The organism is Micromonospora sp. NPDC005161 (assembly GCF_053599855.1).
The window spans coordinates 77,816-100,897 of record NZ_JBSFYQ010000005.1; the positions used below are offsets into that span (position 1 = coordinate 77,816).

Sequence of the window (23,082 nt, forward strand, 5' to 3'; positions counted from 1 at the left end):
GCCGTCCCGGGCTCCGGTGTTTCCGTCGAATGCGGGAGTACGCTGGCCGCTTCCCGCCCGTTCCCCGTCCTCAGGATGAGCCCATGCCCACGTCCGAGTTGCTGACCGCCGACCGCATCGACGAGATCGGTGCCCTGGGAGCGAAGAGCCCGGACCCGGCCGCACTGGTCGCCGAGTTGGTCGGCGCCGTCGACGAGGGGCGGGTCGCCGACCCCGACGACACCGGGTACGCGCTGCTGGTCGCCGCGGACATCCTGGTGCAGGCGGGTGACCTGGCCGACGCTTTGGCGCTGACCACCCGCGCCATCGCCGAGCAGCCGGAGGACGACGCGTACGCGCGATCGATGCGCGGTGGCCTGCTGCTGCGCCTCGGCCGCGAGGACGAGGGCCTGGCCGAGCTGACCGCCCTGCGTCCACTGCTGGAAACCGATCCCGACGCCACGTACCTGGTCGACGACTTGGCGGAGGCCGGCCACGCCGAGACGGCGTTGGAGTGGCTCACCGGCGCGCTGGACGCGATCATGGAGCGAACCCGGACCCAGCAGCATGAGTCCGAGGATGCGCAAGACGAGGCCGCCGCCATGATCTACGGGCTGACCCAGCGGCGGCACGACCTGCGCGAGGAGATGGGCCTCCCCCACGACGAGTACGACAACCTCGCCGACCGGCTGCGCGCCGCGAGCGACCACGCGCTCGACGCGTTGGACGACGGCCCGGCGACGCTGCTGTTCTGGCCGCGGGCGGAGTTCGACGCGCTGCTGGTGCACTGGCCCGCGCTGGCCGACAGCTACCCCGCCACCTGGGACGAGCACCGCGCCCAGGTCGAACGCGCGCTGGCCAACGCCGCCGAGCTGGGTGCGAGCGACCTGGGCGTGGTCGCCGGCTCCATCGCGGGGCTGGCCTCCTTCGCCGAGCAGGAGGGCAGCGACCCCACCGACGAGGAGACCCTCGACGAGTACGCGGACAGCCTCGACGAGGTGGGTCCGGTCACCTGGCCGCCCGGCCGCAACGACGCGTGCTGGTGCGGCTCGGGTGGCAAGTACAAGAAGTGCTGCCTGCCGCGCTCACGCGGCTGATCGCGCTCGTGGGGCCACCCGCGCAGCCCCTGCACGGCTAGGCTCGTCCGGTGACCGCGGCGGAGCAGCACGAGACCATCGAGGACAGTCCGGTCGGCTGGGTCGCCAGCCACATCCGGCGATACGTGGAGAGCGACGGCGCCGACGGTGGCAGGTACCACGGCTACCCCGCGCTGCTGCTCACCACGCGGGGCCGCCGGTCGGGCAAGCTACGGCGTACCGCGCTGATCTACGGCCGGGACGGCGACAGCTACCTGCTGGTGGCGTCGAACGGCGGCGCGACAACGCATCCCGCCTGGTACCTGAACCTGAGTGCCGACCCGACGGTGGAGATCCAGGTCGGCGCGGACCGGTTCGCCGGGCGGGCGCACACCGCGACGGCCGAGGAACGGGCCCGGCTGTGGCCGGTCATGACGGCGGTCTTTCCGACGTACGCCCGCTACCAGAAGGACACCGACCGCGAGATCCCCGTCGTCGTCGTCGAACGCGCTTCGAGTGCCGCGAAGGATCCTGCGCCGTGATTGACCGACCAGGCGGGTAGCGCATTCGGCGCCGCCACCCGTGGTCAGTTTCCCAGCGCCCGGACCTTGGCGATCGTCTCCTGAACGTGCTGCTTGGCGGGGTCGCCGCCCTGAGACGCCTGCGCGAGGGCCTGGCGGTACGTGTCGATCATGCCGATCAGCGGGCCGGCGGCAACACCCTCCAGCGCTCCGGCGACGAGCGCCCGCGCCTCGGCCGCGTCCTGCGCTGCCGCTGCCGTCTTTGCCTTCGCCTCGTCCAGCTTCTGCGACGCCGCCGCCAACCTCGCGATGATCTGTGCTGCGCTCACGCGCATCCTCCCCCTGGTCGACCATCGCCTCCACCACCCGCACCGGCGAAGACCACAAGGGAGCGTACGAGATCCCCGCACCCAGCGCGACCGGGTGATCGCTCACTCGCGCCGGCAGGAGTAGTGAATCTTGGACGGAAACCCGCCCCTCAAAGGGCCATTTCCTTCCAAGATCTCACGCGGTGCGCGGGGATCGGGTGCACTCAGCGCTCAGCGACGAACACTCCGACGCCACCGACACCCTCCACCAAGCCCTCGATCTTGAGCGCGTTGATGGCCTGGCGAACGACGATGGCCGAGACGTCATGCTGACGACACAACTCGGAGGTCGAGGGCAGCTTGTCGCCCGGCGCGAGTTCGCCGGACTTTATCTGAGCGCGGATGCCATCGGCGATCAGCGCCCACTTGGCTTTGGCGGGCATTGGTGTCTCCCAGGTCTGCCCCGCCATTCGATCACGAGCAACTTTGTATAGCAAGCAATGTGCGGCCGGTGCTTGCGCGTACATGACCTGTTATATACGCTTCCCATCGACCGGCTCCCAGGTCTGCAACCCCGGAGTTGGTTCTTTCCCACCGCAGAGAGCGCCCGGCCGGTCGGTCCCCCCGTCCGGCCGGGCGTGCCGGGGCGTGCCCACACGCCACCCCGACGCAAGTGCCATGAGCAGCAAAGAGACCGACCCGGCGGGAGGCCCCGGAATGCCCGACCAACCCGACGAACACCCGAGCGCCCCTCCGACCCGGCCCGAACAACGCCACCGCCTCGTGTCCGATCAGGACGTCGAGGACGCGGACGACATCCTCTTCGCCCACCCACCCCGCGTGGTGCGACGTTGGCTCTGCGGATGCGGCGCGGACTACCCCTGCCCCGACGTGCGCTTCGCCCTCCTGGTCAAGTCCAATGCCGAGGCGGGCGAATGAACCCTGAAACTGTGGACGACCTGCGCGACGCGTGGCTGGCGACGATTGCCGCCGCCGACCGGGCCGGAGCCCAGTTGCACGGGGCAGGACCACCCGGCCGGCGGCTGCCCTGGCAGGACGCGGTCACGGAGTGCTGGCGAGCGTTGAGCCCCGTTTACGCCGGCCTGGCCGCGCTGGCGGTTGGGTGCGAGGGCCGTTGCCCCAACAGGCGACAGGACGCCGGGCGGCGCTTTAGGGAGACGGCGTCCCGTTCTGCGCCCGGTTGATCAGATCGTGGAGTGGTTTGGTGCCGCTGCCGACCATCACACCGGTCACGATCGCATCGACCCAGACCGCCACCCCGTTCCAGTCGGACCCCGCGACCGCGTGCAGAACGTAGAACCCGCCGGCGCTGGACGCCACGGTGGCCAACCCGCTCGCGAGACCCCACGCGACGATCGTGCGGTTCGCCTTCGCCCGCGCCACCGCGGCCGTGGCCACGGCGACCGCCTCCCGGTCGGCCTCCGTCGGGCTGTCGACGCGGCCGTTCACCTCGGCCACCGTCCGCGTCAACGCGGCCTCGGCGGCACGTCCCGGCAGCCATCGCGAGAACGGTTCCAGGATCCGCTCGACCGCCGCGGCGAAGACCAACAGGGTGAGGAAGACGGCGGTGGTGTCCTTGGGCTGGATCTTCGCCGCGGCGGCGCCGCTACGCCAGATCATCCAGCCGGCGACAGAGCCGACGGCGATCAGCCCGAAACCCGCGACGACCGCGCCGGGGCCGGCCTGCTGCGACGCCGCGACAACCGTCAGCTCCGCCTCCCGATCGGTCCCCACGGCGGCGTCGGCTTCCACCGGCGTCGTGAGCGCCCTGTCCCGTGCCGAATCCGGCTCAACGTTGGTGGACGTCTGTCCTTGCAATTCCCTGACCAACCTTTCGACCTGCCATGTGCGAGACGTCGAGGCGTGACGAGCCAGAGCCTCGGTCTGCCACGCGGATTGCGTACCGATAGCGCTCGGGGCGCGAGACTACGGCACCCGGGCGAACACAGTGGATGGCCGGGGAGGTACAGCGTCCTGTCCCCTCTGCGAGGCGGCGATGTCGGGGTATCCCAACGGCTCGGATACCCCGATGTCGGCGATATTGAGTGGATCACGCCCGGGCTGGACTGGGCTGGACCCGCCGACGGCTCAGCGCAGGGTGCGGAACACCAGCAGGTAGCCGCAGTAGGCCATCGGCACCAGCAGGAAGCAGATCAGGAACCCGAGCGGCAGGTAGCGCGGCGGGGTGCCGGCGACCATGGCGGGCCGGCCCCATCGGCCGAGCACCAGGTAACCCCCGAAGAACGCCAGCGCGGGCAGCCCGGCACAGATCCACGCGCCGAGGGTGAACCCGTCGACCAGGCCGACCCCGGAGGCGAGCACCAGGGCCAGCATGAGCACCCCGGCGGCGGCACCGCACCCGGCGTAGACGGCGACCGCGCGGGCCAGCGGCGACCAGGTGGGCAGCAGCTCCGGCCGCTGGGCCAGCAGCTCCGCCTGCTGCCCGTGCCGGTCGGCCTCGTCGGCCATCCGCCGGGCCAGCTCCAACTCAACTGCCGGGTCGACCGCCGCCGCGCGCTGCGCCGGCACCCCGGCGCCCGCCGGGCTCACCGCCGTCGGCAGCGCCAGCCGCGCCGGCACCGCCGGCACCTCGGGGTACGCCCCGACATCCGCCCGCCCCGGCGCGTCGGCTGCGCCGGCGGGTCCCCCGTCCCCCGATCCGGGTGTGGGATCCGGGTGCCTCGGCGCGGGCGGTGGGGCGGCGGCCGGCTCGTCGACGCCGATCGCCCGGCCGAGCTGGTCGAGGCGGTGCCCCTGGGCGGTCAGCCTTTGGTGCAGGTAGTCGGCGGCGGCGTGCAGGTCGCGGCGGCGCTCGGACTCGACCGCGGCGTCCCGCTCGCCGGCGCGGCGCTGCTCGGCGAGCTGGCGGGCCAGCGCCGCGTACTCCTCGAAGGACACCGTCACTGCTCCCCGTCCGGCTCGTGCCCGTCGCGGGCGAACGGCACGATCAGCCTCGTCCGGTGGTCGTGCCGGTCGACCAGCAACGCGCGGTCGGCGCGGGGCGTGTAGGCGAGGTCGTGTACCCCGAGGTGCAGGGCCAGGTCGGTGCCGGGCACGTTGAGCGCGACCAGGCACGCGATGTCGTCGCGGTTCTGCGTGCCGCCGAGGTCGTCGGCGAGCCGGCGCAGGCCGCGCCACCAGCCCAGCAGATGCACCCCTTGGGCGGGGCCCTGTCGCAGTACGGTGCGCAGGTCGTCCAGGCCGGAGCGGAAGGTGACCGGGTCGGCCGCGCCCAGCACCGGTGCGGCGGCGTCCATGCCGAACACCACCAGGTATTCGCGCGCGGCGGGCGCGTCGGCCAGCGCGGCGATCCGGTCGCGCAGCCCGGCCGCGTCGACGCGCTGCACCGGGTGGCCCGCCGTGCGCAGCGCGGTTTCGGTCTCGTCGGCGACCGGGTCGGCGGCGGTGACCAGGGAGGCCAGCAGGAACCGGGCGTCGTCGGCGGCGTGTTGGCGGGCCAGGCTCAGTGTCGCGGCGCGCAGCACGTCCGCGCCGGCCGGTGCGGTGCCCACCACGGCGAGGTGCCGGCCGGGGGTGGCGTCCATCAGGAACAGCGCGGTGGTGCCGTGCACGTCGACCGTCCGGCCGACCAGGGCCATCGGGCGCCGGCCACCGGGGCGCAACCCGGCGAAGGTGGGGTCGTCCTCGACCCGCGCAGCCTCGTACCCCTTGAAGACCGCGGGCGCCCGCGCGCCCGGCGGGCGGGCCTCCCACAGCTCGTGGCGCAGCGCGGCGAGGTCGGCCGCGGCGGCGTGCGCGTCGGGGAAGCGCAGCACGGTGTCGGCGCCGACCGCGCCGGCGGCGGTGTTGACCACGGCCGATCCGATCGGCAGGGCCGAGGCGGCGTCGTTGAGCGGGTCGAGCACCCCGCCACCACCGGGCAGCGCCACCCGCAGCGCGAACTGTCCGAAGATCGCCTCGGCCCGCCCGTAGAGCGCCTCGATGCCGGTCATGCTCTGGCTGGCCAGCACCAGGTGTACGCCGTAGGAGCGACCCTTGCGCGCCAGCTCCTCCAGCAGGTCGACGGACTCCCGGGCCAGCGCGTCGTTGCCGGCGAGCAGCACGTGGAACTCGTCGACGACCGCCACGATGCGCGGCAGCGCATTGTCCCGGGGCAGGTCGGCGAGCTTGGTGACGCCGTGCCGCTTCAGTGCGGTGGCCCGGCGCTGGGCCTCCCGACGCAGCTCACGCAGCACGGCGAGGCCGTACTCCCGGTCGGATTCGATGCCGACGGCACGGGCGTGCGGCAGCCAGGACGGGTCACGCCCGGTGGGCACGAACTCGGTGAAGCTCACGCCCTCCTTGAAGTCGAGCAGGTAGAGCTGGAGCTCGGCCGGGGAGTAGCGGGCCGCCAGCCCGTAGAGGACGTCCAGCAGGAAGACGGTCTTGCCGGCGCCGGTACGCCCGCCGACCAGCCAGTGCGGTGTTGCGTCGTCGAAGGCGACCGTCAGTGGAGTGTCGAAGGCGACGGTCAGCGGGGCGCGGGCGGCCCGGCCGATCACGGTCCGCAGACCGTTGGCGGCGGACTCGGCCCAGCGCCGCTCGGGCAGCAGCTCGGCGAAGTGCAGCGCGTCGGTGCGGCGGGCGGCGGCGCCGAGGTGCTCGGCGAGCGCGCGCACCGAGGCCGGCGGGGGGTCGCCGTCGAGCAGCACCGGCGCGGCGAGACCGCCGCCGTCGGCGCTGAGCGGGGCGTTCGGCGGGTCGCCGACCTGCGCGTACCGCTCGCTGAGCCGGACCGCCGTGGTGCCGCCCAGCGGCGGCGAGGTCTCGCCCGGCAGCCGGGACGGGTGGCCGGCGAGCAGCACGCAGACGGCGGCGGCCGGGCCGGCGTGGGTGAGCGCGGCGAGCCGGGCCAGCTCGCGCGGCGGCGGCGCGGCGGTGGCGACCACCACCAGCAGTTGCCGGGCATCGGGGTCGGCGTGCTGCGCGGCGCGGGCGTGCTGTTCGGCGGCGTCCAGCAGGGCGGCCACCTCGGCCTCCCCGGTGGCCGGCGGGTCGAGCACCCCGGCGTCGAGCAGCGGCCGCAACGGGCCGAAGGTGGCGCCCAGCGCGGCGGTGTCGATGCCGACCACCCGGACCTGACCGGCCGGGGCGGTGGCGACCAGCCGCAGCACCAGCGCCCGCAACAGCCCGGCGACCCGGGGGTCCCGGGCGTCGGTGTCCAGCGCCAGGTGGTGGCCGCCGCCGAGCGGCAGCAGCACCGGGAAACCGCCGTCCGGAGTGGACGTCTCGCCGATCCGGACCGGGGCCGGCGCGTCGGTCAGCGGGGTCGCGCCGGGGGTGGGGGTGGCCAACGCGCCGCCGACCCGGGCCAGTCGGGCCACCAGCTCGCCGGCGCCGACCGGCGCGGCGGAAGCCCCTGCCGTGCCGAGCGCGCCTCGTGCGGCGTCCAGGTGCGCCCGGGCCGCTCGGTGGGCGGTGACCGCCTGCCCGTACGCCGACGCGAGCCTGCCCACGCTCTGCCTCCCACGCCACGGCTGTCCGGTTCGCCGAAACCCTAACGGACGGCGGTGACACCGGGACAGTACCGACGCGGCGCGACGCGTGGCGGCCGACGGTCCGGGGTGGACCGTCGGCCGCCACGCGAGGGGTGTACGGGTCAGCCGGTGACCGCGTTCAGTGCGGGCAGGTAGCCGTAGCGGTAGCCGTCGGTGTCCGGGTGGTACGCCTCGATGATCCCGGAGATGTCGTTGATCCACGGGTCGCCGGCGCAGACACCGTGCCCGGCGAAGTAGGGCCGGGTGTCGGCGAAGGTGGCGCCGGCGGCGTTGGCCCGACCGGAGATGACCGAGGCGAGCACGTCGGCGGCCTCGTTGAGGATCGTGCGCTTGTAGGTGCTCATCGCGAACCAACCGCAGGAGCCGGTCTCGAACAGCCTCGGGTAGCCGAGGACGATCAGCCGGGCGTTCGGTGCCCGGTTGCGGATGGCGGTGTAGGTGGCGTCCAGCCGGCCGGGAAGCGTCGAGGTGGCGAAGGACTTCGCGGTGTTGACGGCGTTGGTGCAGGACGAGGTGCTGCCGAACCGGCAGCTGGTGATGACGTTGACGAAGCCGGCGTCGTTGCCACCGATGGTGATGGTGACCAGGGTGGTGGCGCTGCTGAGCGCGTTGACCTGGCTGTTGAGCACGTCGGCGGTGACCGCGCCGCCGCAGGCCGGGAAGCTGAAGCTGGTCACGCCGTGGGCGGCGGCCCAGAGCGGGGCGTACGACTTCTGGCTGCGCAGGCAGCTGGACGAGTCGTACGGGCCGGCGCCGACGCCGGAGGAGTACGAGTCGCCGAGCGCGACGTAGTTGACGGCGGCGGCCTGTGCGGTGCCGGGGACGAGCACGGCGCCGAGGGCGGCGGTGAACGCGGCGACCAGCGCGGCCAGGGCGCGGGCCAGCGGGCGGTGGGGCATGACGGACCTCCACAGGAAGGGGTGGTGGGATCCTGCGACCGCGCGCGTGGCCAGGGGTGGAACGGTTGTTACCAGGCGGTAATGCTATCGAAATACGTAGATCGATGGAATAGCCGGTCGACCCGCGCGCCGGGCCCACGGCGTTCACAGTTGTCGATTAGGTTGGCGGGGCGAACCACCCCGATGGAGGGAGTCCACCTCGTGCGACGAGTCCTCACGGCGGCCACCGCCGCCCTGACCCTCACCACCGCCGGCACCATGCTCGCCGGCGCTCCCGGCCAGGCCGCCCCGACGGCCTGGGGCCGGCCCACCGTCACGCTCGCGCCGCAACCCGGCGCCCCCGGGCTGGGCGACAGCTACTTCCCCGACTACGGCAACGGCGGCTACGACGTCTCCCACTACGACGTCCGGCTGCGCTACGACCCGGCCACCGACCTGCTCACCGGCACCACCACGATCCTCGCCACCGCGACCGAGGATCTCTCCCGGTTCAACCTGGACTTCCTGCTCGACGTCGAGTCGGTACGGGTCAACGGCTGGGTGGCGACCACCAGCACCGCGGGCGCGCACGAGCTGGTGGTCACGCCGTCCCGCACGGTGACCCGGGGCCAGCAGCTCACCATCGTGGTGCGCTACGCCGGCATCCCGTCCGAGACACTGGTCGGCGGCTACACCGGCTGGACGCGTACCGACGACGGGGCCCTCGCCGTCAACGAGCCGGAGTCCGCGTGGTGGTGGTTCCCGAGCAACGACCACCCACTGGACAAGGCGACCTTCGACATCTCCGTGTCGGTGCCCACCGGCGTCGAGGTGATCAGCAACGGCGTGCAGCCGCGACCGCCGCTGGCCGAAGCCGGCAACCGCACCCGGTGGAGCTGGCGGACCACCTCCCCCACCGCCACCTACCTGGCCTTCATGGCCATCGGCCAGTACGACATCGTCACCGACACCACGCCGAGCGGCCAGCCGGTGGTGAACGCGTACAGCACCTCGCTGGGCGCGCTCGGCCCGGCCGCCCGGGCCAGCATCGAGCGGACCGCCGAGATCGTCGACTGGGAGAGCGGGATCTTCGGGCCGTACCCGTTCGAGGCGCAGGGCGGCGTGGCCGGGCCGGTGGACGGCATCGGCTTCGCACTGGAGACGCAGACCCGACCGGTGTACGGCCCGGGCTTCTGGCGGCGCGGCGCCAACACGTACGTGGTGGCACACGAAAACGCCCACCAGTGGTTCGGCGACTCGGTCTCGGTGGCCGAGTGGCGCCACATCTGGCTCAACGAGGGCTTCGCCTCGTACGCCGAGTGGCTCTGGTCGGAGGAGCAGGGCGAGGGCACCGCCCAGGAGCTCTTCGACTTCACCTACGCCAGCTACCCGTCGGACTCGGAGTTCTGGCAGGTGCTACCGGGTGACCCAGGCGCCGACCGGGTCTTCGACGACGCCGTCTACGACCGGGGCGCGATGACGCTGCACCAGCTGCGGCTGGCCGTCGGCGACGACGCGTTCTTCGAGATCCTGCCGGCCTGGACCGCCGAGCGCCGGTACGGCAACGGCACCGTCGCGCAGTTCCAGGCCCTGGCCGAGGAGATCTCCGGGCTCGACCTGGACGAGCTCTTCACCACCTGGCTGTTCACCGCCGGTCGGCCCGACGTGGCCTCGGCCGCGCGCAAGGCCGCCGCCCCACCGGCCGAGCCGAAGTCCTGGGCCAAGATCCAGGAGGCGCATCGACTGCTGGCGCACTGAGCCCCGACGTCGGCCGGGAGGCCCGAGGCCCGTTCGGGCGAGCCTCCCGGCCGGCCCGGGTCATGGGGCGCGACAGCCTCGGCCCTGACCAGCCTGCACGGCGCCTGTCGAGCTGCCCCACAAACGGGGCGCGGCTGAAACCGGCACGAGCGCCGGCACGGTCACGCGGGGCTGAGCCGCCTGTGCCGGGTTCGGCATCCGGACGGACGACGCCGGTCCAGATCTGGGGCAGCTCGACAGGCACGCACCAGTGCCGCCCGGACAGCCTCGGCGGCACCCGGATCGGGCCGCTGTCTCAGCGGCAGGTGGGTGCAAGAGCCGGATCGGTCAGATCGCCCGAGCACACCCCGACGGCTTGCCGATTGTCGCCGGCCGGTGTCGGGACCGGACGCGGCGTCAACGGGCTGCCGCCGACCGCTACGGCGGGCCGGGCGATGCGGGCCGCCGTCCGCGCCACCCGCCGTACCGGCCGCCCCAGCGGCGGCACGACCATGGTGAGGGTGAGCCCTCGGCCCAGCCGGCGACCGCGCTGCTGGTCCAAAGCGACCGCCGCCGCCACGGTGGCGATCGCAGCGACCGATCCGGCCAGGACGAGCGTCTGCCGGGGCCCGGCGTGTTCGGAGAGCCAGCCGAGCAGGGGCGCGCCGACCGCGGCGGAGACCGAGCCGGTGACCGCTAGCGCGGCGAGTACCCGACCCCGCATCGCGCCGTCGGTGTCGAGTTGGGCGCGGGTGCCGACGGTGGTGTCGATGACCACCGCGGCGGCGGCGATCGGCAGGATCACCGCCGCGAAGCTCCAGGTGCCCGGAGCGAGACCGGCGACGATCTGCAGCGTGCTGGCCAGCAGGCCCGCGGTGACCAGGGTCCGGTAGCCCAGGTCACGCCGGCGGGCCGCGGCGAGCGCACCCAGGACCGTCCCGACCGCGAACACGGTCGACAGGAGGCCGTAGCCGGACGCCCCGGCGTCGAGGGGGCCTTCGCTCATCGCCGCCATCGTCACCTGGTAGTTGCGTCCCAGGCTGCCGAGCACGAACGCCAGGGCGAGGGCGAGCAGCAGCACCGGCTGCCCGCGCAGGTAGGCGAACCCGGCGCGGACGCCGCCGTGGCTCCGGCCGCCGTCCGGCGCCGCCACCTGGTGGCCGTGCAACGCCCCCTGGCGTACGCCGAAGAGCGCCACCACCACGGCGAGGAAGCTCACCGCGTTGATGCCGAAGAGCAGCGCGGGGCCGACGGCGGCCACCACGACGGCGCCGAGACTCATGCCAAGGATGCGGCCGGCGGAGTTGGTGAGCGAGCCGAGCGCCAGCGCGTTGCCGAGCGTCTCCCGGTCCACCAGCGTGGAGGACCAACGTCCCATCACCGGGCCCTCGATCGCCGAGACGGCGCCGGTGAGCAGGGAGATGGTGAAGATCAGCGGCAGGCCGCCGACACCGGTCAGGGCGACCGCCGCCAACCCCGCGGCGAGCGTCGCGTGGGCCACCTGGGCGGCGATCAGCAGAGGGCGGGCGGGGAGCCGATCGGCCAGCACACCGCCCCAGAGGCTGAGCAGCAACGTGGGCGCGGCCTGGAGCAGCACGGCGAAACCCATGGATGTCGCCGAGCCGGTCTCCTTCAGCACGTACCAGTTGACTCCGAGGACCTGCATCCACGTGCCGATGACGGAGACGAACCCGGCGAGCGCCCAGATCCGGTAGTTCCGGTGGCGCAGCGCGGCGAAGGTGGCACCTTTGGCCACGACGAACCCTCCCGTGCGATCGAGCATGATGATCACGCCCGATCGCGGCGCGGCCCGGCAGCCGACAAGTCTTGCGGCAGTTAAACCGATCTGCCCATATTCGTGACCGGCCTCACCGACCCACCCCGACCGGCCGGCGCGGTAGACACCCGCGCCGGCCAGATATTCCGGTTACGCCCTCGGTCAGCGCGCGGCGAGCGGCTGCGCGGCCGGGGCGACCGGAGCCGGCAGCGGGCCGGGACCGCCGAGGTAGCCGTGGATGGCGGCGGCGGCCGCACGCCCCTCGGCGATGGCCCAGACGATCAGCGAAGCACCGCGGTGCATGTCGCCGGCGACGAACACCCCGTCGGCGCCGGTCTGCCAGTCGTCCCGCGCGTCGACGGCGCCCCGGGGATTACGGGTGACCCCGAACTGGGCCAGCAGTGGCTGCTGCTCGGTGCCCTCGAAGCCGATCGCCAGCAGCACCAGGTCCGCCGGCAGCTCCCGCTCCGAGCCGGGCACCACGGTGACCACCCGCCGGCCGTCGCGCTTCTCCACGGTCACCTCGGCAATCCGCACCCCCCGCACCTGACCGGTGCCGTCGTCGACGAACTCCTGCACCGCCACGGCGAAGACCCGCTCGCCGCCCTCCTCGTGCGCCGGATAGCTGCGCAGGATCCACGGCCAGGTCGGCCACGGGTCCCGCGCCTCGTCGCGCTCTCGCGGCGGCTGCGGGTACAGGTCGAGCTGGTGCACGCCGGCCGCGCCCTGCCGGTGCGCGACGCCGAGGCAGTCGGCCGCGGTGTCACCACCGCCGATGATCACGACGTGCTTGCCGGCCGCGTCGATCGGGGTGCCGTCCGGCAGCACCGCGACGGACGGGCGGTCCGCACCGGCCGCGGCCGCGGCGGCGACCACACGGTTCGCGGCGACCAGGTGCGCCATCGCCTGGTGTACGCCACGCAGCGCCCGGCCCGGGGTCTCCGGGGTGTCCCGGCCCTGCAAGGCGCCGCAGGCCAGCAGCACCGCGTCGTGCTCGGCGCGCAACTGCTCGGCGGTGACGTCCACCCCGACGTTCACCCCGGTGCGGAAGCGCACCCCCTCGGCGGCGAGCTGGGCCAGCCGGGCGTCGATGTGCCGCTTCTCCAGCTTGAAGTCGGGGATGCCGTACCGGAGCAGGCCGCCGATCGCGTCGTCGCGCTCGTACACCGTCACCGCGTGACCGGCGCGGGCCAGCTGCTGGGCGGCGGCCAGGCCGGCAGGCCCGGAACCGACCACGGCGACCGACCGGCCGGACGGCGCCGGCACAGGGCGAGGCGCGAACCCGCGCGCCGCCGCGGCGTCGGCGATCTCCACCTCGACCTGCTTGATGGTCACCGGCTGGCCGCCGGCGATGCCGAGCACGCAGGCCGCCTCGCAGGGCGCCGGGCAGAGCCGGCCGGTGAACTCCGGGAAGTTGTTGGTGGCGTGCAGCGACTCCACCGCGGCGTCCCAGTTGCCGGTGCGGACCAGGTCGTTCCAGTCCGGGATCCGGTTGCCCAGCGGGCAGCCGGCAGTGTCGCTGTGGCAGAACGGGATGCCGCAGTCCATGCAGCGGGTGGCCTGCTCGCGTACGAGGTCCTCGCCGGCCGGCGGGTACACCTCACGCCAGTCGCCGATCCGCACCGGCACCGGGCGGCGGGCCGGCAGTCGCCGGTCGTAACGCAGGAAACCGTTCGGGTCAGGCACGAGCCACCTCCTGGGCCGCCACCCGGGGAGAGGGCGGTACCGGTGCGGATGACGGCGCGCTGAGCGCGCTCATCACCGCGTCGTCGACGTCGCGGCCGGCGGCTTCGGCGGCCCTCATGATCTCCAGTACCCGGCGGTAGTCGCGGGGCACCACCGCGGTGAACTCCGCCACCGCCTCCGGCCAGCGCTTGAGCAGTTCCTCGGCGACCGCCGAGCCGGTCTCGGCCACGTGCCGCTGGATCAACTCGTGCAGCAGCGCCTGCTCCTGCTCGCCCAGCGGCGCCAGGTCGACCAGCTCCACGTTGACCCGGGCCCGGTCCAACTGGTGCACGAACGCCGTGCCGCCGGACATCCCGGCGGCGAAGTTGCGGCCGGTCGCTCCGAGCACCACCACCGTCCCACCGGTCATGTACTCGCAGCCGTGGTCGCCGACGCCCTCGACCACGGCGACCGCGCCGGAGTTGCGCACCGCGAAGCGCTCCCCCACCCGGCCGCGCAGGAAGATCTCGCCCGCGGTGGCCCCGTACAGGATGGTGTTGCCCGCGATGATCTGGTCCTCGGCCCGCGCCCCCGGTTCGGCGTCGGCGTCGAGGAACGGCGCGGCGGCGTCCGGACGGACGATGATCCGTCCGCCGGAGAGGCCCTTGGCCACGTAGTCGTTGGCGTCGCCGTGCAGCCGCAAGGTCACCCCACGCGGCAGGAACGCGCCGAACGACTGCCCGGCGGTGCCGTGCAGCACGAACTCGATGGTGTCGTCGGGCAGGCCGGCGCCGCCGAAGCGGCGGGTCACCTCGCCGCCGAGCATGGCGCCGACGCTGCGGTGCTCGTTGCGCACCGCCACCTCGACCCGCACCGGCGCGCCCTCGGACAGCGCCGGACGGGCCAGCGCGATGAGCTCGTTGTCGAGGGCGTGCTCCAGGCCGTGGTCCTGGGCGCGCACCCCTCGCCGGGCGGCGCCGGCGGGCAGCTCCGGCAGGTGCAGTACGGGTGCCAGGTTCAGCCCGTGCGCCTTCCAGTGCGTCACCGCCGGGGCCACGTCGAGCAGCTCGGTCTGGCCGATCGCCTCCTCGATCGAGCGGAAACCCAGCTCGGCGAGGTAGCCGCGGACCTCCTCGGCGAGGAACAGGAAGAAGTTCTCCACGAACTCCGGGGTGCCGGTGAACCGCTCCCGCAGCACCGGGTTCTGCGTGGCGATGCCGACCGGGCAGGTGTCCAGGTGGCAGACCCGCATCATCACGCAGCCGGCGACGATCAGCGGCGCGGTGGCGAAGCCGAACTCCTCCGCGCCGAGCAGCGCCGCGACCAGGACGTCCCGGCCGGTCTTGAGCTGGCCGTCGACCTGCACGGTGACCCGGTCGCGCAGCTTGTTGAGCAGCAGCGTCTGCTGCGCCTCGGCCAACCCCAGCTCCCAGGGGGTGCCGGCGTGCTTGAGCGAGTTCATCGGGGACGCCCCGGTGCCCCCGTCGTGGCCGGAGATCAGGATGACGTCCGCCTTGAGCTTGGCCACCCCGGCGGCGACGGTGCCGACGCCGACCTCGCTGACCAGCTTGACGTGCACCCGGGCGGCCGGGTTGACGCACTTCAGGTCGTGCACCAGCTGGGCGAGGTCCTCGATGGAGTAGATGTCGTGGTGCGGCGGCGGGGAGATCAGACCGACGCCCGGGGTGGCGTGCCGGGTCCGGGCGATCCACGGCCAGACCTTGTTGCCGGGCAGCTGCCCGCCCTCGCCGGGCTTGGCGCCCTGGGCCATCTTGATCTGGAGGTCGTCGGCGTTGACCAGGTACTCGCTGGTGACGCCGAAACGGCCGCTCGCGATCTGCTTCACCGCGGAGCGGCGGGCCGGGTCGTGCAGCCGCTCGACGTCCTCGCCGCCCTCGCCGGTGTTGGACTTGCCGCCCAGCCGGTTCATCGCGATGGCGAGCGTCTCGTGCGCCTCGGCGGAGATCGACCCGTATGACATGGCGCCGGTGGCGAACCGCTTGACGATCTCGGTGGCCGGCTCGACCTCCTCGATCGGCACCGCCGGTCGAACGCCGGTACGCAGGGTGAACAGCCCGCGCAGCGAGCCCGCCCGCGCGGCGAGTTCGTCGACCTTCGCGGTGTACTGCCGGAAGATGTCGTACTGCCGGCTGCGGGTGGCGTGCTGGAGCAGGAAGACCGTCTCCGGGTTGAACAGGTGCAGCTCACCCTCGCGGCGCCACTGGTACTCGCCGCCGACCTCGAGCCGGTCGGAGGCCGGAGTGCCCGCCGGCGGCCAGGCCAGCGCGTGCCGGGCGGCCACCTCGGCGTGGACGCCGGCCAGCCCCACCCCGCCGATCCGGCTGGGGGTGCCCCGGAAGTAGCGCTGGATCAGCCGGGTGTCCAGGCCGACCGCCTCGAAGACCTGCGCCCCGCAGTACGAGGAGACCGTCGAGATGCCCATCTTCGACATGATCTTCAGTACGCCCTTGCCGAGCGCCTTGGCGTAGTTGCTTACGGCGGCGGCCGGTTCCACGTTGACTAGCGCGCCGGTGGCGATCATGTCCTCCACCGACTCGAAGGCCAGGTACGGGTTGACCGCCGCCGCGCCGTAGCCGATCAGCACCGCCGCGTGGTGCACCTCCCGGCAGTCGCCGGACTCCACGATCAGTGCCGCCTGGGTGCGGGTCTGCTCGCGGACCAGGTGCTGGTGCACGGCGGCGGTGAGCAGCAGCGACGGGATGGGCGCCAGGTCGGCGTTGGAGTCCCGGTCGGAGAGCACCAGGATGCGGACGCCGTCCTCGATCGCCTCGGAGACGTGCCGGCAGATCTCGGTCAGTCGCGCCTTGATCCCGGCGGCGCCCTCCCGGATGCGGTACAGCCCGGAGACCCGGACCGCCTTGAAGCCGGGCAGGTCGCCGTCGTCGTCGATGGAGAGGATCTTCGCCAGCTCGTCGTTGTCGATGATCGGGTGCGGCAGCACGATCTGCCGGCAGCTCGCCGCGCCCGGGTCGAGCAGGTTGCCCTCCGGCCCGATCGTCGACGCCAGGCTGGTCACCAACTCCTCCCGGATGGCGTCCAGCGGAGGGTTGGTGACCTGGGCGAAGAGCTGGTGGAAGTAGTCGTAGAGCAGCCGCGGCCGGGTGGACAGCGGCGAGATCGGGGTGTCCGTGCCCATCGAGCCGAGCGGCTCGGCGCCGGTGCGGGCCATCGGCGCGAGGAGGATCTTCAGCTCCTCCTGCGTGTAGCCGAAGGTCTGCTGGCGGCGACGGACCGAGTCGTGGGTGTAGACGGTGTGCTCGCGGGCGGGCAGGTCGTCCAGCTCGATCAGCCCGGCGTGCAGCCACTCGCCGTACGGCTGCGCGGCGGCCAACTCGGACTTGATCTCCTCGTCGTGCACGATCCGACCGGCGACGGTGTCGACCAGGAACATCTTCCCGGGCTGGAGCCGTCCCTTGGCGACCACCCGGGCCGGGTCGAGGTCGAGCACGCCCGCCTCGGAGCCGAGCACCACCAGCCCGTCGTCCGTACGCCACCAGCGCCCCGGGCGCAGCCCGTTGCGGTCGAGCACCGCGCCGACGATCTCGCCGTCGGTGAAGGCCACCGACGCCGGGCCGTCCCACGGCTCCATGAGGCTCGCGTGGAAGCGGTAGAAGGCGCGCTTGTCCGGCTGCATGCCGGGGTCGTTCTCCCAGGCTTCGGGGATCATCATGAGTACCGCGTGCGGCAGGCTCCGCCCGGCCAGGTGCAGCAGCTCCAGGACCTCGTCGAAGTTCGCCGAGTCGGAGGCGCCGGGGGTGCAGACCGGGAAGACCCGTCGGATGTTGCCGGGCACGTTCGGCGAACGCAGCAGCGCCTCGCGGGCCTGCATCCAGTTGCGGTTGCCGCGGATCGTGTTGATCTCGCCGTTGTGCGCGATGAACCGGTACGGGTGCGCCAGCGGCCAGGACGGGAACGTGTTGGTGGAGAACCGGGAGTGCACCAGCGCGATCGCGCTGTGCACCCGATCGTCCCGCAGGTCCGGGTAGAACGCCGGCAACTGGTCGGGGGTGAGCATCCCCTTGTAGATCATGGTCCGGCTGGACAGCGACGGGAAGTACGCCGGCACGCCCCGCTCGGCGGTCTCCCGCTCGGCCTGCTTGCGCAGGCAGAACGCCACCCGGTCCAGCTCGACGTCGCGCAGCGCGGAACCGGCCGGCCCGGCAGGCGAGCCGGTGAGCCGGCGCGCGGCCAGGAAGAGCTGCCGGACCCGGGGCATCGCCGCCAGGGCGGTCTCGCCGAGCCCGGTCGGGTCGGTCGGCACGTCCCGCCAGCCGAGCACGTCGGCGCCCTCGACGAGCGCGTACTTCTCGACCACCCGGCGGGCGCGGGCCTCCGCCGCGTCATCGTCGGGGAGGAAGACCAGGCCGGTGGCGTACTCGCCGGCCGGTGGCAGCGCGACGTCCGCCACGGCGCGCAGGAACGCGTCCGGGACCTGGATCATGATGCCCGCGCCGTCGCCGGTGTTGGGTTCCGCGCCGCGGGCGCCCCGATGGTCCAGCCGGCAGAGCGCGCCGAGCCCGTTCGCGACGACCGCGTGTGAACGCCGGCCGTGCAGGTCCGCCACGAAGGCCACGCCGCAGGCGTCGTGTTCCTGCGCCGGGTCGTACAGGCCCTGGGCGGACGGGCGGGGGCCGGGCGTCGGGGACGCCTGCGGGCTGTCTGGGTACGGCTGTGACTTGTGCGGGTACGGCTGAGCCACCGGGCCTCCTGTCGTCACTCAGGTTGGAGCATGGTGGGGACGACGTCGGCCCGTGGGTCTATTGAGTCTACGTTAGGGCGGGGGCCGCAAGGCCACTCAAGATTGATCACACCGTCCAGAGTCTGGGACGTGTAGTCTCGCGCGGTGGATCCGCTGCACAAGGACATCTTCGGCCGGTTGGAACGCTTCTACGACGCGGTGCCCCGCGACGTCGCGGCTGTGCAGGAGCATGGCGGTCTGGCGTTGTTCGTCCGCGACGGCGCCGGTTGGCCGTTCTACGCCCGGCCCCGGCTCGACGCGACCGAGCCGCCGTCGCTGGCCGACATCACCTCGGTCCGTGGACGGCAGCGGGAGCTGGGCCTGCCGGAAGCGTTCGAGTGGGTGCACGAGACGACCCCGGAGCTGCTGGCGGTGGCCCGCTCGGCGGGGCTGAGCGTGCTGGAGGCGCCGTTGATGGTGCTCGACCCGGCCGTGCTGCCCGACCCGGCGACGCTCTCCGACGTACCGGTGCGGGTGCTGGCGGCGGACTCACCCGGCTTCGCCGCCGACGTGGCCGCCCGGCGGGCGGTCGCCGCGGTGTCGTTCGCCGCCGCCGGCACCGCGCGGGGCGATGCCGGCCCGGCCGAGCGGGACGCCGCGATCAGTGAGCTGGAGCTGGCCGCACTGGACGTGGAACGGACCAGGGTCGCGGACGGCCGGCGGATCTCCGCGCTGGCCGGCACGCCGACCGAGGGCGCTCTGGCCAGCGGCATGGCGATGCGGGTGGACGACGTCGCCGAGATCGCCGGGGTGGCCACCCTGCCGGCCGCCCGGCGGCGCGGGCTGGGCGCCGCGCTGACCGCCACCATCGCCCGGGAGCTGCTCGCGGCGGGCTCCGACCTGGTCTTCCTCTCCGCCGGCAGCGAGGAGATCGCCCGGGTCTACCTGCGGGTCGGCTTCCGTCGAATCGGCACCGCCTGCATCGCCGAGCCCACCGCGCTCATCCCCTGACGGATCAGGCGGGTGGCCGCCACTGGGCGGCGGAGGCCGCGGCGCTGGAGAGCAACCGCGAGTTGATCGTGCCGAGGGCGGCGTCCCGGGCGCGCAGCGCCAGCCGGCCCCGGGTCTGGAGCACCGCCGACATCCGCCGGGTCTGCCGGACCACGGTCGCCGTCCGGGGGCGGCGCACCCGGTCGTACGCCTGAACGGCGTCGGGCAGCCGTGCCTCGCGCAGCAGGGAGGCGAGCGTGGCGGCGTCCTCGAAGGCGAGGCAGGCGCCCTGGCCGAGGTGCGGCGGCATGGCGTGCGCCGCGTCGCCGAGCAGGACCACCCCGCCCGGCCCGACCGGGAAGCCGTACGCGCGGGGCAGCGGGCGCAGCTCGCGGACCTCCTGCTGGACGACGTCCGCCGGGTCGGTGGCGTCGAGCAACGCGCCGATCGGCTCCGGCCAGCCGGCGTACCAGCGGCGCAGCAGGGCGAGCTGGGTCTCCGGCGGCTCGGGGCGGGGCGCGCCGGCGGCGGTGGCCACCCAGTAGATGCCGCCCCGGGTGGATCCGCCCGAGGAGCCGCGCTCACCGAGCGAGGTGGCCACGAACCGGTAGCCCGCGCCGAGAACCTCGCCGGCGAGCGGCTGGTCGGCGGGCAGGCGGGGTGCCCGGTACCAGGGAATGACGGCCCGCCAGGCGGCGCAGCCGGAGCTGACGACTCGGGATTCGGGGGCGAGTTGGCGGCGGATGCCGCTGTCCGTGCCGTCGGCGGCGATGACCAGGTCCGCCTCGATGGTGTGCCGTCCGTCGCCGACGGCCGGCCGCTCGCCCGGCTCGGCCCGGACGTGGCGCACGGTCACGCCGGTGCGGAGTTCGACCCGGTCGCCGAGCCCGGCGATCAACGCGTCGTGCAGGTCTTCGCGGTGCACCACCACCGGCATCCGGTCGGCCGGGATGGGCCGGGGCTGCACCAGCCAGTGCCCGTCCGGGCGCCGGACCCCACCGTCGGGCAGCGGCGTGGCGATCGCGGCCAGGCCGGCGCCGAGGCCGAGGGCCTGCAGGGCGCGGACACCGTTGGGCCAGAGCACCACGGCGGTCGGCTCGGGGCGGACGCGCTCGGCGCGTTCCAGCAGGGTGACCTGCCAGCCGGAGCGGGCCAGCGCGCCGGAGACCGCGAGGCCACCGACCCCGGCGCCGACGACCACCGCGCTTCGCATCGGTGCCGCCCCCGCTCAGCTGTCCCGGTCGGCGGGGCGCGCGCCCGCGGCGTCGGCCCGGTCGTCGCGGGGTTCCGGCGTACCGTCCGCCGTCTGGTCGTCGGCCGGCGGCTCATCGCCGGGCACCGCCCCGCCGAGCGGCTCGCCGTCGTCGGGCCGGTCGTCGCCCTCGGCGGCCGGCTCGGGCGGCACCACGCCGCTGTCCCGCCAGGCCTGGTACTGCTCCTCGCTGACCACGCGGTAACCCTCCGGCGCGGCAGCGCGGGCCGCCGTCTCCCGCTCGGAGAGGTCGACCTGGGACAGGTCGGACGTGGTGGGCGGGGTCGGCGTCGCCGCCGCGCCGAGCGGGATCAGGTACTCCCGGGGGCCGCGGACCCGCACGAAGTAGATCAACGCGCCGAGGAAGACCAGGGCGGCGGTCCACACGTTGAGCCGTACGCCGAGGATCTGGTTCGCCTCGTCGGTGCGCATCAGCTCGATCCAGAACCGGCCCGCGGTGTAACCCATCACGTAGAGCGCGAACGCCCGGCCCCGGCCGAGCTTCAGCCGCCGGTCGAGGACGAGGACCAGAGCGACCACGCCGAGGTTCCACAGCGCCTCGTAGAGGAAGGTCGGCTGGTACAGGCCCGGTTCGAGGATCGGTTGGCCGGCGTCGTCGCGCAGCGCGTGCCCCGGGTTGTCCGGGTCCATCCGGTGGATCTTCAGGCCCCATGGCAGGGTGGTCCGGGCGCCGAACAGCTCGTTGTTGAACCAGTTGCCGAACCGGCCGACCGCCTGGGCCAGTGGCAGCCCGGGGGCCAGCGCGTCGGCCACCACGCCGAACGGGATCCCGAGCTGCCGGGCCGCGATCCAGGCGCCGATGGCGCCACCGGCGACCGCGCCCCAGATGCCGAGACCGCCCTCCCAGATGGCGAACGCCTTCATCGGGTCACCGCCGGCCCCGAAGTATTTCTCGGGGGAGGTGATCACGTGGTAGATCCGGGCGCCGATGATGCCCGTTGGCACCGCCCAGACGGCGATGTCGAGCACCGCTCCCGGCGCGACACCGCGCTGACGCAGGCGACGCTCGGTCACCCAGCAGGCCAGCACGATGCCGAGGATGATGCACAGTGCGTACGCCCGGATCGGCACCGGCCCGAGCTGCCAGACCGCGGTGCTGGGACTGGGCAGGGCCGCCTGGGGGGACAGCGAGGCGAGGGTCACGGGTGCACACGCTACCGCTGCGCACCCCCGAAGCGGCACCCCGGGCCGGCTGCGCCCGCATCTCGGTGACTTCTGGTTTGCACCGCCGTACGCTCTTTGTCCATGAGTACGCTCACCTGGGCGGTCGCCGCGGTCGTCACCGACGACGCCGGCCGGGTGCTGCTTTGCCGGCGGGGCCGGGGCGAGCGCCGGTACGCGCTGCCCGGTGGGCGGTTGCGCCCGGCGGAGAGCCCGGTCCAGGCGGCGCTGCGGGACATTCGCGCGGAGACCGGCTGGGAGATCGAGCTGCTCGACCTCGTCGGCGTCTACCACCTGACCAGTCCCGCGGCGAGCACACCGGCCGGGGGCGCCGGGCCGCTGCCGGACGTCCTGGTGCACGTGTTCCGGGCCCGCGCGGCCGAGGTCCGACCGGTCGCCGACCCGCCGCCGGGTTGCCGGCTGTCCTGGCACGCCCCCGCCGCGCTGCCCGAGTCGGTCACCCCACTCACCCGGGCCGCCGTCACCGACGCGGCCGCCGGCCGCTCCGGCGTGCTGCGCGGCCACGACGGCCAGCCAGGGCCCGGCCACGACGGATGGCCGGTCGTGGGGCAGCCACCGGAGCAACGTGGCGAGGCGGCGACAGATGCGTCACTTCGGCCCTGACCGCTCCGGAGCGCGAGGTAACCCGTGGTCACCTGCCCGGGAGGCGTCACTCATGTGAGGCCGCCCAGCGGTCAGCGGGTGGGTGTGCGGACGCCCTCGGCGAGCTCGGCGCTCAGGGTGCGCAGGGCGGTCAGTCCGTCGGCCTCGGAGGGCGCATCGAGCACGCAGCGGACCAGCGCGCTGCCGACGATCACTCCGTCGGCGTACCCGGCGACGGTGCCGGCCTGCGCACCGGTGCCCACGCCCAGACCGACACCGACTGGCAGGTCGGTGACCGCGCGCACCCGGGAGACGAGCGTCGGGGCGGCGTCGGAGGTCTGCGCCCGAGCCCCGGTCACACCCATCACAGCGGTGGCGTAGACGAAGCCCCGGCAGTGCCGCACGGTCATCTCCAGGCGGGCGTCGGTGGACGACGGCGAGACCAGGAAGGTGCGGTCCAACCCGTGTGCGTCCGAGGCGGCCAGCCACTCGTCCGCCTCGTCGGGGATGAGGTCCGGGGTGATCAGGCCCGTCCCGCCGGCGGCGGCGAGATCGCGGGCGAACGCTTCCACGCCGTAGCGCTCGACCGGGTTCCAGTAGGTCATCGTGACCACCGGGGCGCCGGTGGCCGCGACCGCCTCGATGATCCGCAGCGTGTCCGCGGTGCGTACCCCACCGGCCAGCGCGATGTCACTGGCCTTCTGGATGACCGGCCCGTCGATCACCGGGTCGGAGTATGGAATCTCCACCTCGATGACGTCGACGCCGGCCTCGACCATGGCGGTCATCGCCGCGATGCTGCCCTCGACGGTCGGAAACCCGGCCGGCATGCAGCCGACCAGCAGGGCCCGCCCGTCGGCTCGTGCCTTGTCGAAGGCCACCCCGATCCGGCTCAT

General features: G+C 73.7%; 18 protein-coding genes. 6 read left to right on the plus strand and 12 right to left on the minus strand.

Features of this window, described 5'->3' with window-relative positions:
• Positions 1 to 83 precede the first annotated feature (83 nt).
• The gene (locus tag ACWD5O_RS06995) at positions 84 to 1,076 is read left to right on the plus strand and encodes an SEC-C metal-binding domain-containing protein (protein ID WP_450084790.1); all 993 of its coding nucleotides are present in this window, start codon (positions 84 to 86) and stop codon (positions 1,074 to 1,076) included.
• A 50-nt stretch (positions 1,077 to 1,126) separates the two neighbouring features.
• Positions 1,127 to 1,597 (plus strand): nitroreductase family deazaflavin-dependent oxidoreductase, encoded by a 471-nt coding sequence (locus ACWD5O_RS07000; RefSeq protein WP_354964946.1) that lies wholly within the window; start codon positions 1,127 to 1,129, stop codon positions 1,595 to 1,597.
• A 44-nt stretch (positions 1,598 to 1,641) separates the two neighbouring features.
• Here ACWD5O_RS07000 and ACWD5O_RS07005 read toward each other — a convergent pair whose 3' ends face one another.
• A complete protein-coding gene (locus tag ACWD5O_RS07005) occupies positions 1,642 to 1,905 on the minus strand; it encodes a DUF6244 family protein (RefSeq protein WP_354964947.1) in 264 nt (87 codons plus the stop codon).
• 203 nt (positions 1,906 to 2,108) lie between these two features.
• A complete protein-coding gene (locus tag ACWD5O_RS07010; RefSeq protein ID WP_088949319.1) occupies positions 2,109 to 2,354 on the minus strand; it encodes a winged helix-turn-helix domain-containing protein in 246 nt (81 codons plus the stop codon).
• 208 nt (positions 2,355 to 2,562) lie between these two features.
• On the opposite strand from ACWD5O_RS07010, the gene ACWD5O_RS07015 reads away from it, so the two are divergent.
• Positions 2,563 to 2,823 (plus strand): hypothetical protein, encoded by a 261-nt coding sequence (locus tag ACWD5O_RS07015; RefSeq protein ID WP_354964948.1) that lies wholly within the window; start codon positions 2,563 to 2,565, stop codon positions 2,821 to 2,823.
• 231 nt (positions 2,824 to 3,054) lie between these two features.
• On the opposite strand, the gene ACWD5O_RS07020 is transcribed toward ACWD5O_RS07015, so the two are convergent.
• The 4 genes from ACWD5O_RS07020 to ACWD5O_RS07035 all read right to left on the minus strand — a co-directional run bounded on the left by ACWD5O_RS07020 (position 3,055) and on the right by ACWD5O_RS07035 (position 8,302).
• Complete coding sequence (locus ACWD5O_RS07020) at positions 3,055 to 3,639, minus strand: hypothetical protein (RefSeq protein WP_354964949.1); 585 nt, start codon at positions 3,637 to 3,639, stop codon at positions 3,055 to 3,057.
• A gap of 354 nt (positions 3,640 to 3,993) precedes the next feature.
• Entirely contained in the window at positions 3,994 to 4,803 is an 810-nt protein-coding gene (locus ACWD5O_RS07025) for a hypothetical protein (protein WP_354964950.1), read from the minus strand.
• Positions 4,804 to 4,805: 2 nt separating this feature from the next.
• Positions 4,806 to 7,361 carry an FtsK/SpoIIIE domain-containing protein gene (locus ACWD5O_RS07030; protein ID WP_450084791.1) on the minus strand — a complete coding sequence of 852 codons (2,556 nt, stop codon included), beginning with the start codon at positions 7,359 to 7,361 and terminating at the stop codon, positions 4,806 to 4,808.
• 143 nt (positions 7,362 to 7,504) lie between these two features.
• Positions 7,505 to 8,302, minus strand: coding sequence for an SGNH/GDSL hydrolase family protein (locus ACWD5O_RS07035; protein WP_450084792.1), 798 nt, complete (start codon positions 8,300 to 8,302; stop codon positions 7,505 to 7,507).
• 201 nt (positions 8,303 to 8,503) lie between these two features.
• Between ACWD5O_RS07035 and ACWD5O_RS07040 the strand changes: the two genes are divergently transcribed.
• Positions 8,504 to 10,039 (plus strand): M1 family metallopeptidase, encoded by a 1,536-nt coding sequence (locus ACWD5O_RS07040; protein WP_450084793.1) that lies wholly within the window; start codon positions 8,504 to 8,506, stop codon positions 10,037 to 10,039.
• A gap of 295 nt (positions 10,040 to 10,334) precedes the next feature.
• Here ACWD5O_RS07040 and ACWD5O_RS07045 read toward each other — a convergent pair whose 3' ends face one another.
• The 3 genes from ACWD5O_RS07045 to gltB form a co-directional block, all read right to left on the minus strand.
• A complete protein-coding gene (locus ACWD5O_RS07045) occupies positions 10,335 to 11,774 on the minus strand; it encodes an MFS transporter (RefSeq protein WP_450084794.1) in 1,440 nt (479 codons plus the stop codon).
• A 183-nt stretch (positions 11,775 to 11,957) separates the two neighbouring features.
• Positions 11,958 to 13,481 carry a glutamate synthase subunit beta gene (locus tag ACWD5O_RS07050; protein ID WP_450084795.1) on the minus strand — a complete coding sequence of 508 codons (1,524 nt, stop codon included), beginning with the start codon at positions 13,479 to 13,481 and terminating at the stop codon, positions 11,958 to 11,960.
• Complete coding sequence (gene gltB / locus ACWD5O_RS07055; RefSeq protein WP_450084796.1) at positions 13,474 to 18,180, minus strand: glutamate synthase large subunit; 4,707 nt, start codon at positions 18,178 to 18,180, stop codon at positions 13,474 to 13,476. The genes ACWD5O_RS07050 and gltB overlap by 8 nt, the downstream gene beginning before the upstream one ends.
• A gap of 153 nt (positions 18,181 to 18,333) precedes the next feature.
• Between gltB and ACWD5O_RS07060 the strand changes: the two genes are divergently transcribed.
• On the plus strand, positions 18,334 to 19,170 hold the full coding sequence (locus ACWD5O_RS07060) for a GNAT family N-acetyltransferase (protein ID WP_450084889.1): 837 nt from the start codon (positions 18,334 to 18,336) through the stop codon (positions 19,168 to 19,170).
• Positions 19,171 to 19,174: 4 nt separating this feature from the next.
• Here the strand turns inward: ACWD5O_RS07060 and ACWD5O_RS07065 are convergent, their stop codons facing one another.
• Both ACWD5O_RS07065 and lgt read right to left on the minus strand, forming a co-directional pair.
• Positions 19,175 to 20,362 carry an FAD-dependent oxidoreductase gene (locus ACWD5O_RS07065; protein ID WP_450084797.1) on the minus strand — a complete coding sequence of 396 codons (1,188 nt, stop codon included), beginning with the start codon at positions 20,360 to 20,362 and terminating at the stop codon, positions 19,175 to 19,177.
• A 15-nt stretch (positions 20,363 to 20,377) separates the two neighbouring features.
• Positions 20,378 to 21,565 carry a prolipoprotein diacylglyceryl transferase gene (gene lgt, locus ACWD5O_RS07070; RefSeq protein WP_450084798.1) on the minus strand — a complete coding sequence of 396 codons (1,188 nt, stop codon included), beginning with the start codon at positions 21,563 to 21,565 and terminating at the stop codon, positions 20,378 to 20,380.
• A 102-nt stretch (positions 21,566 to 21,667) separates the two neighbouring features.
• Between lgt and ACWD5O_RS07075 the strand changes: the two genes are divergently transcribed.
• Complete coding sequence (locus ACWD5O_RS07075; protein WP_450084799.1) at positions 21,668 to 22,207, plus strand: NUDIX hydrolase; 540 nt, start codon at positions 21,668 to 21,670, stop codon at positions 22,205 to 22,207.
• A 71-nt stretch (positions 22,208 to 22,278) separates the two neighbouring features.
• On the opposite strand, the gene trpA is transcribed toward ACWD5O_RS07075, so the two are convergent.
• Positions 22,279 to 23,082, minus strand: coding sequence for a tryptophan synthase subunit alpha (gene trpA, locus ACWD5O_RS07080; protein ID WP_450084800.1), 804 nt, complete (start codon positions 23,080 to 23,082; stop codon positions 22,279 to 22,281).

Bases quoted from the DNA above. Each gene is read 5' to 3' on its own strand.
- ACWD5O_RS06995 (WP_450084790.1), top strand. From the start codon at position 84: ATGCCCACGTCCGAGTTGCTGACCGCCGACCGCATCGACGAGATCGGT.
- ACWD5O_RS07010 (WP_088949319.1), bottom strand. From the start codon at position 2,354: ATGGCGGGGCAGACCTGGGAGACACCAATGCCCGCCAAAGCCAAGTGG.
- ACWD5O_RS07015 (WP_354964948.1), top strand. From the start codon at position 2,563: ATGAGCAGCAAAGAGACCGACCCGGCGGGAGGCCCCGGAATGCCCGAC.
- ACWD5O_RS07035 (WP_450084792.1), bottom strand. From the start codon at position 8,302: ATGCCCCACCGCCCGCTGGCCCGCGCCCTGGCCGCGCTGGTCGCCGCG.
- ACWD5O_RS07065 (WP_450084797.1), bottom strand. From the start codon at position 20,362: ATGCGAAGCGCGGTGGTCGTCGGCGCCGGGGTCGGTGGCCTCGCGGTC.
- ACWD5O_RS07075 (WP_450084799.1), top strand. From the start codon at position 21,668: ATGAGTACGCTCACCTGGGCGGTCGCCGCGGTCGTCACCGACGACGCC.
- trpA (WP_450084800.1), bottom strand. From the start codon at position 23,082: ATGAGCCGGATCGGGGTGGCCTTCGACAAGGCACGAGCCGACGGGCGG.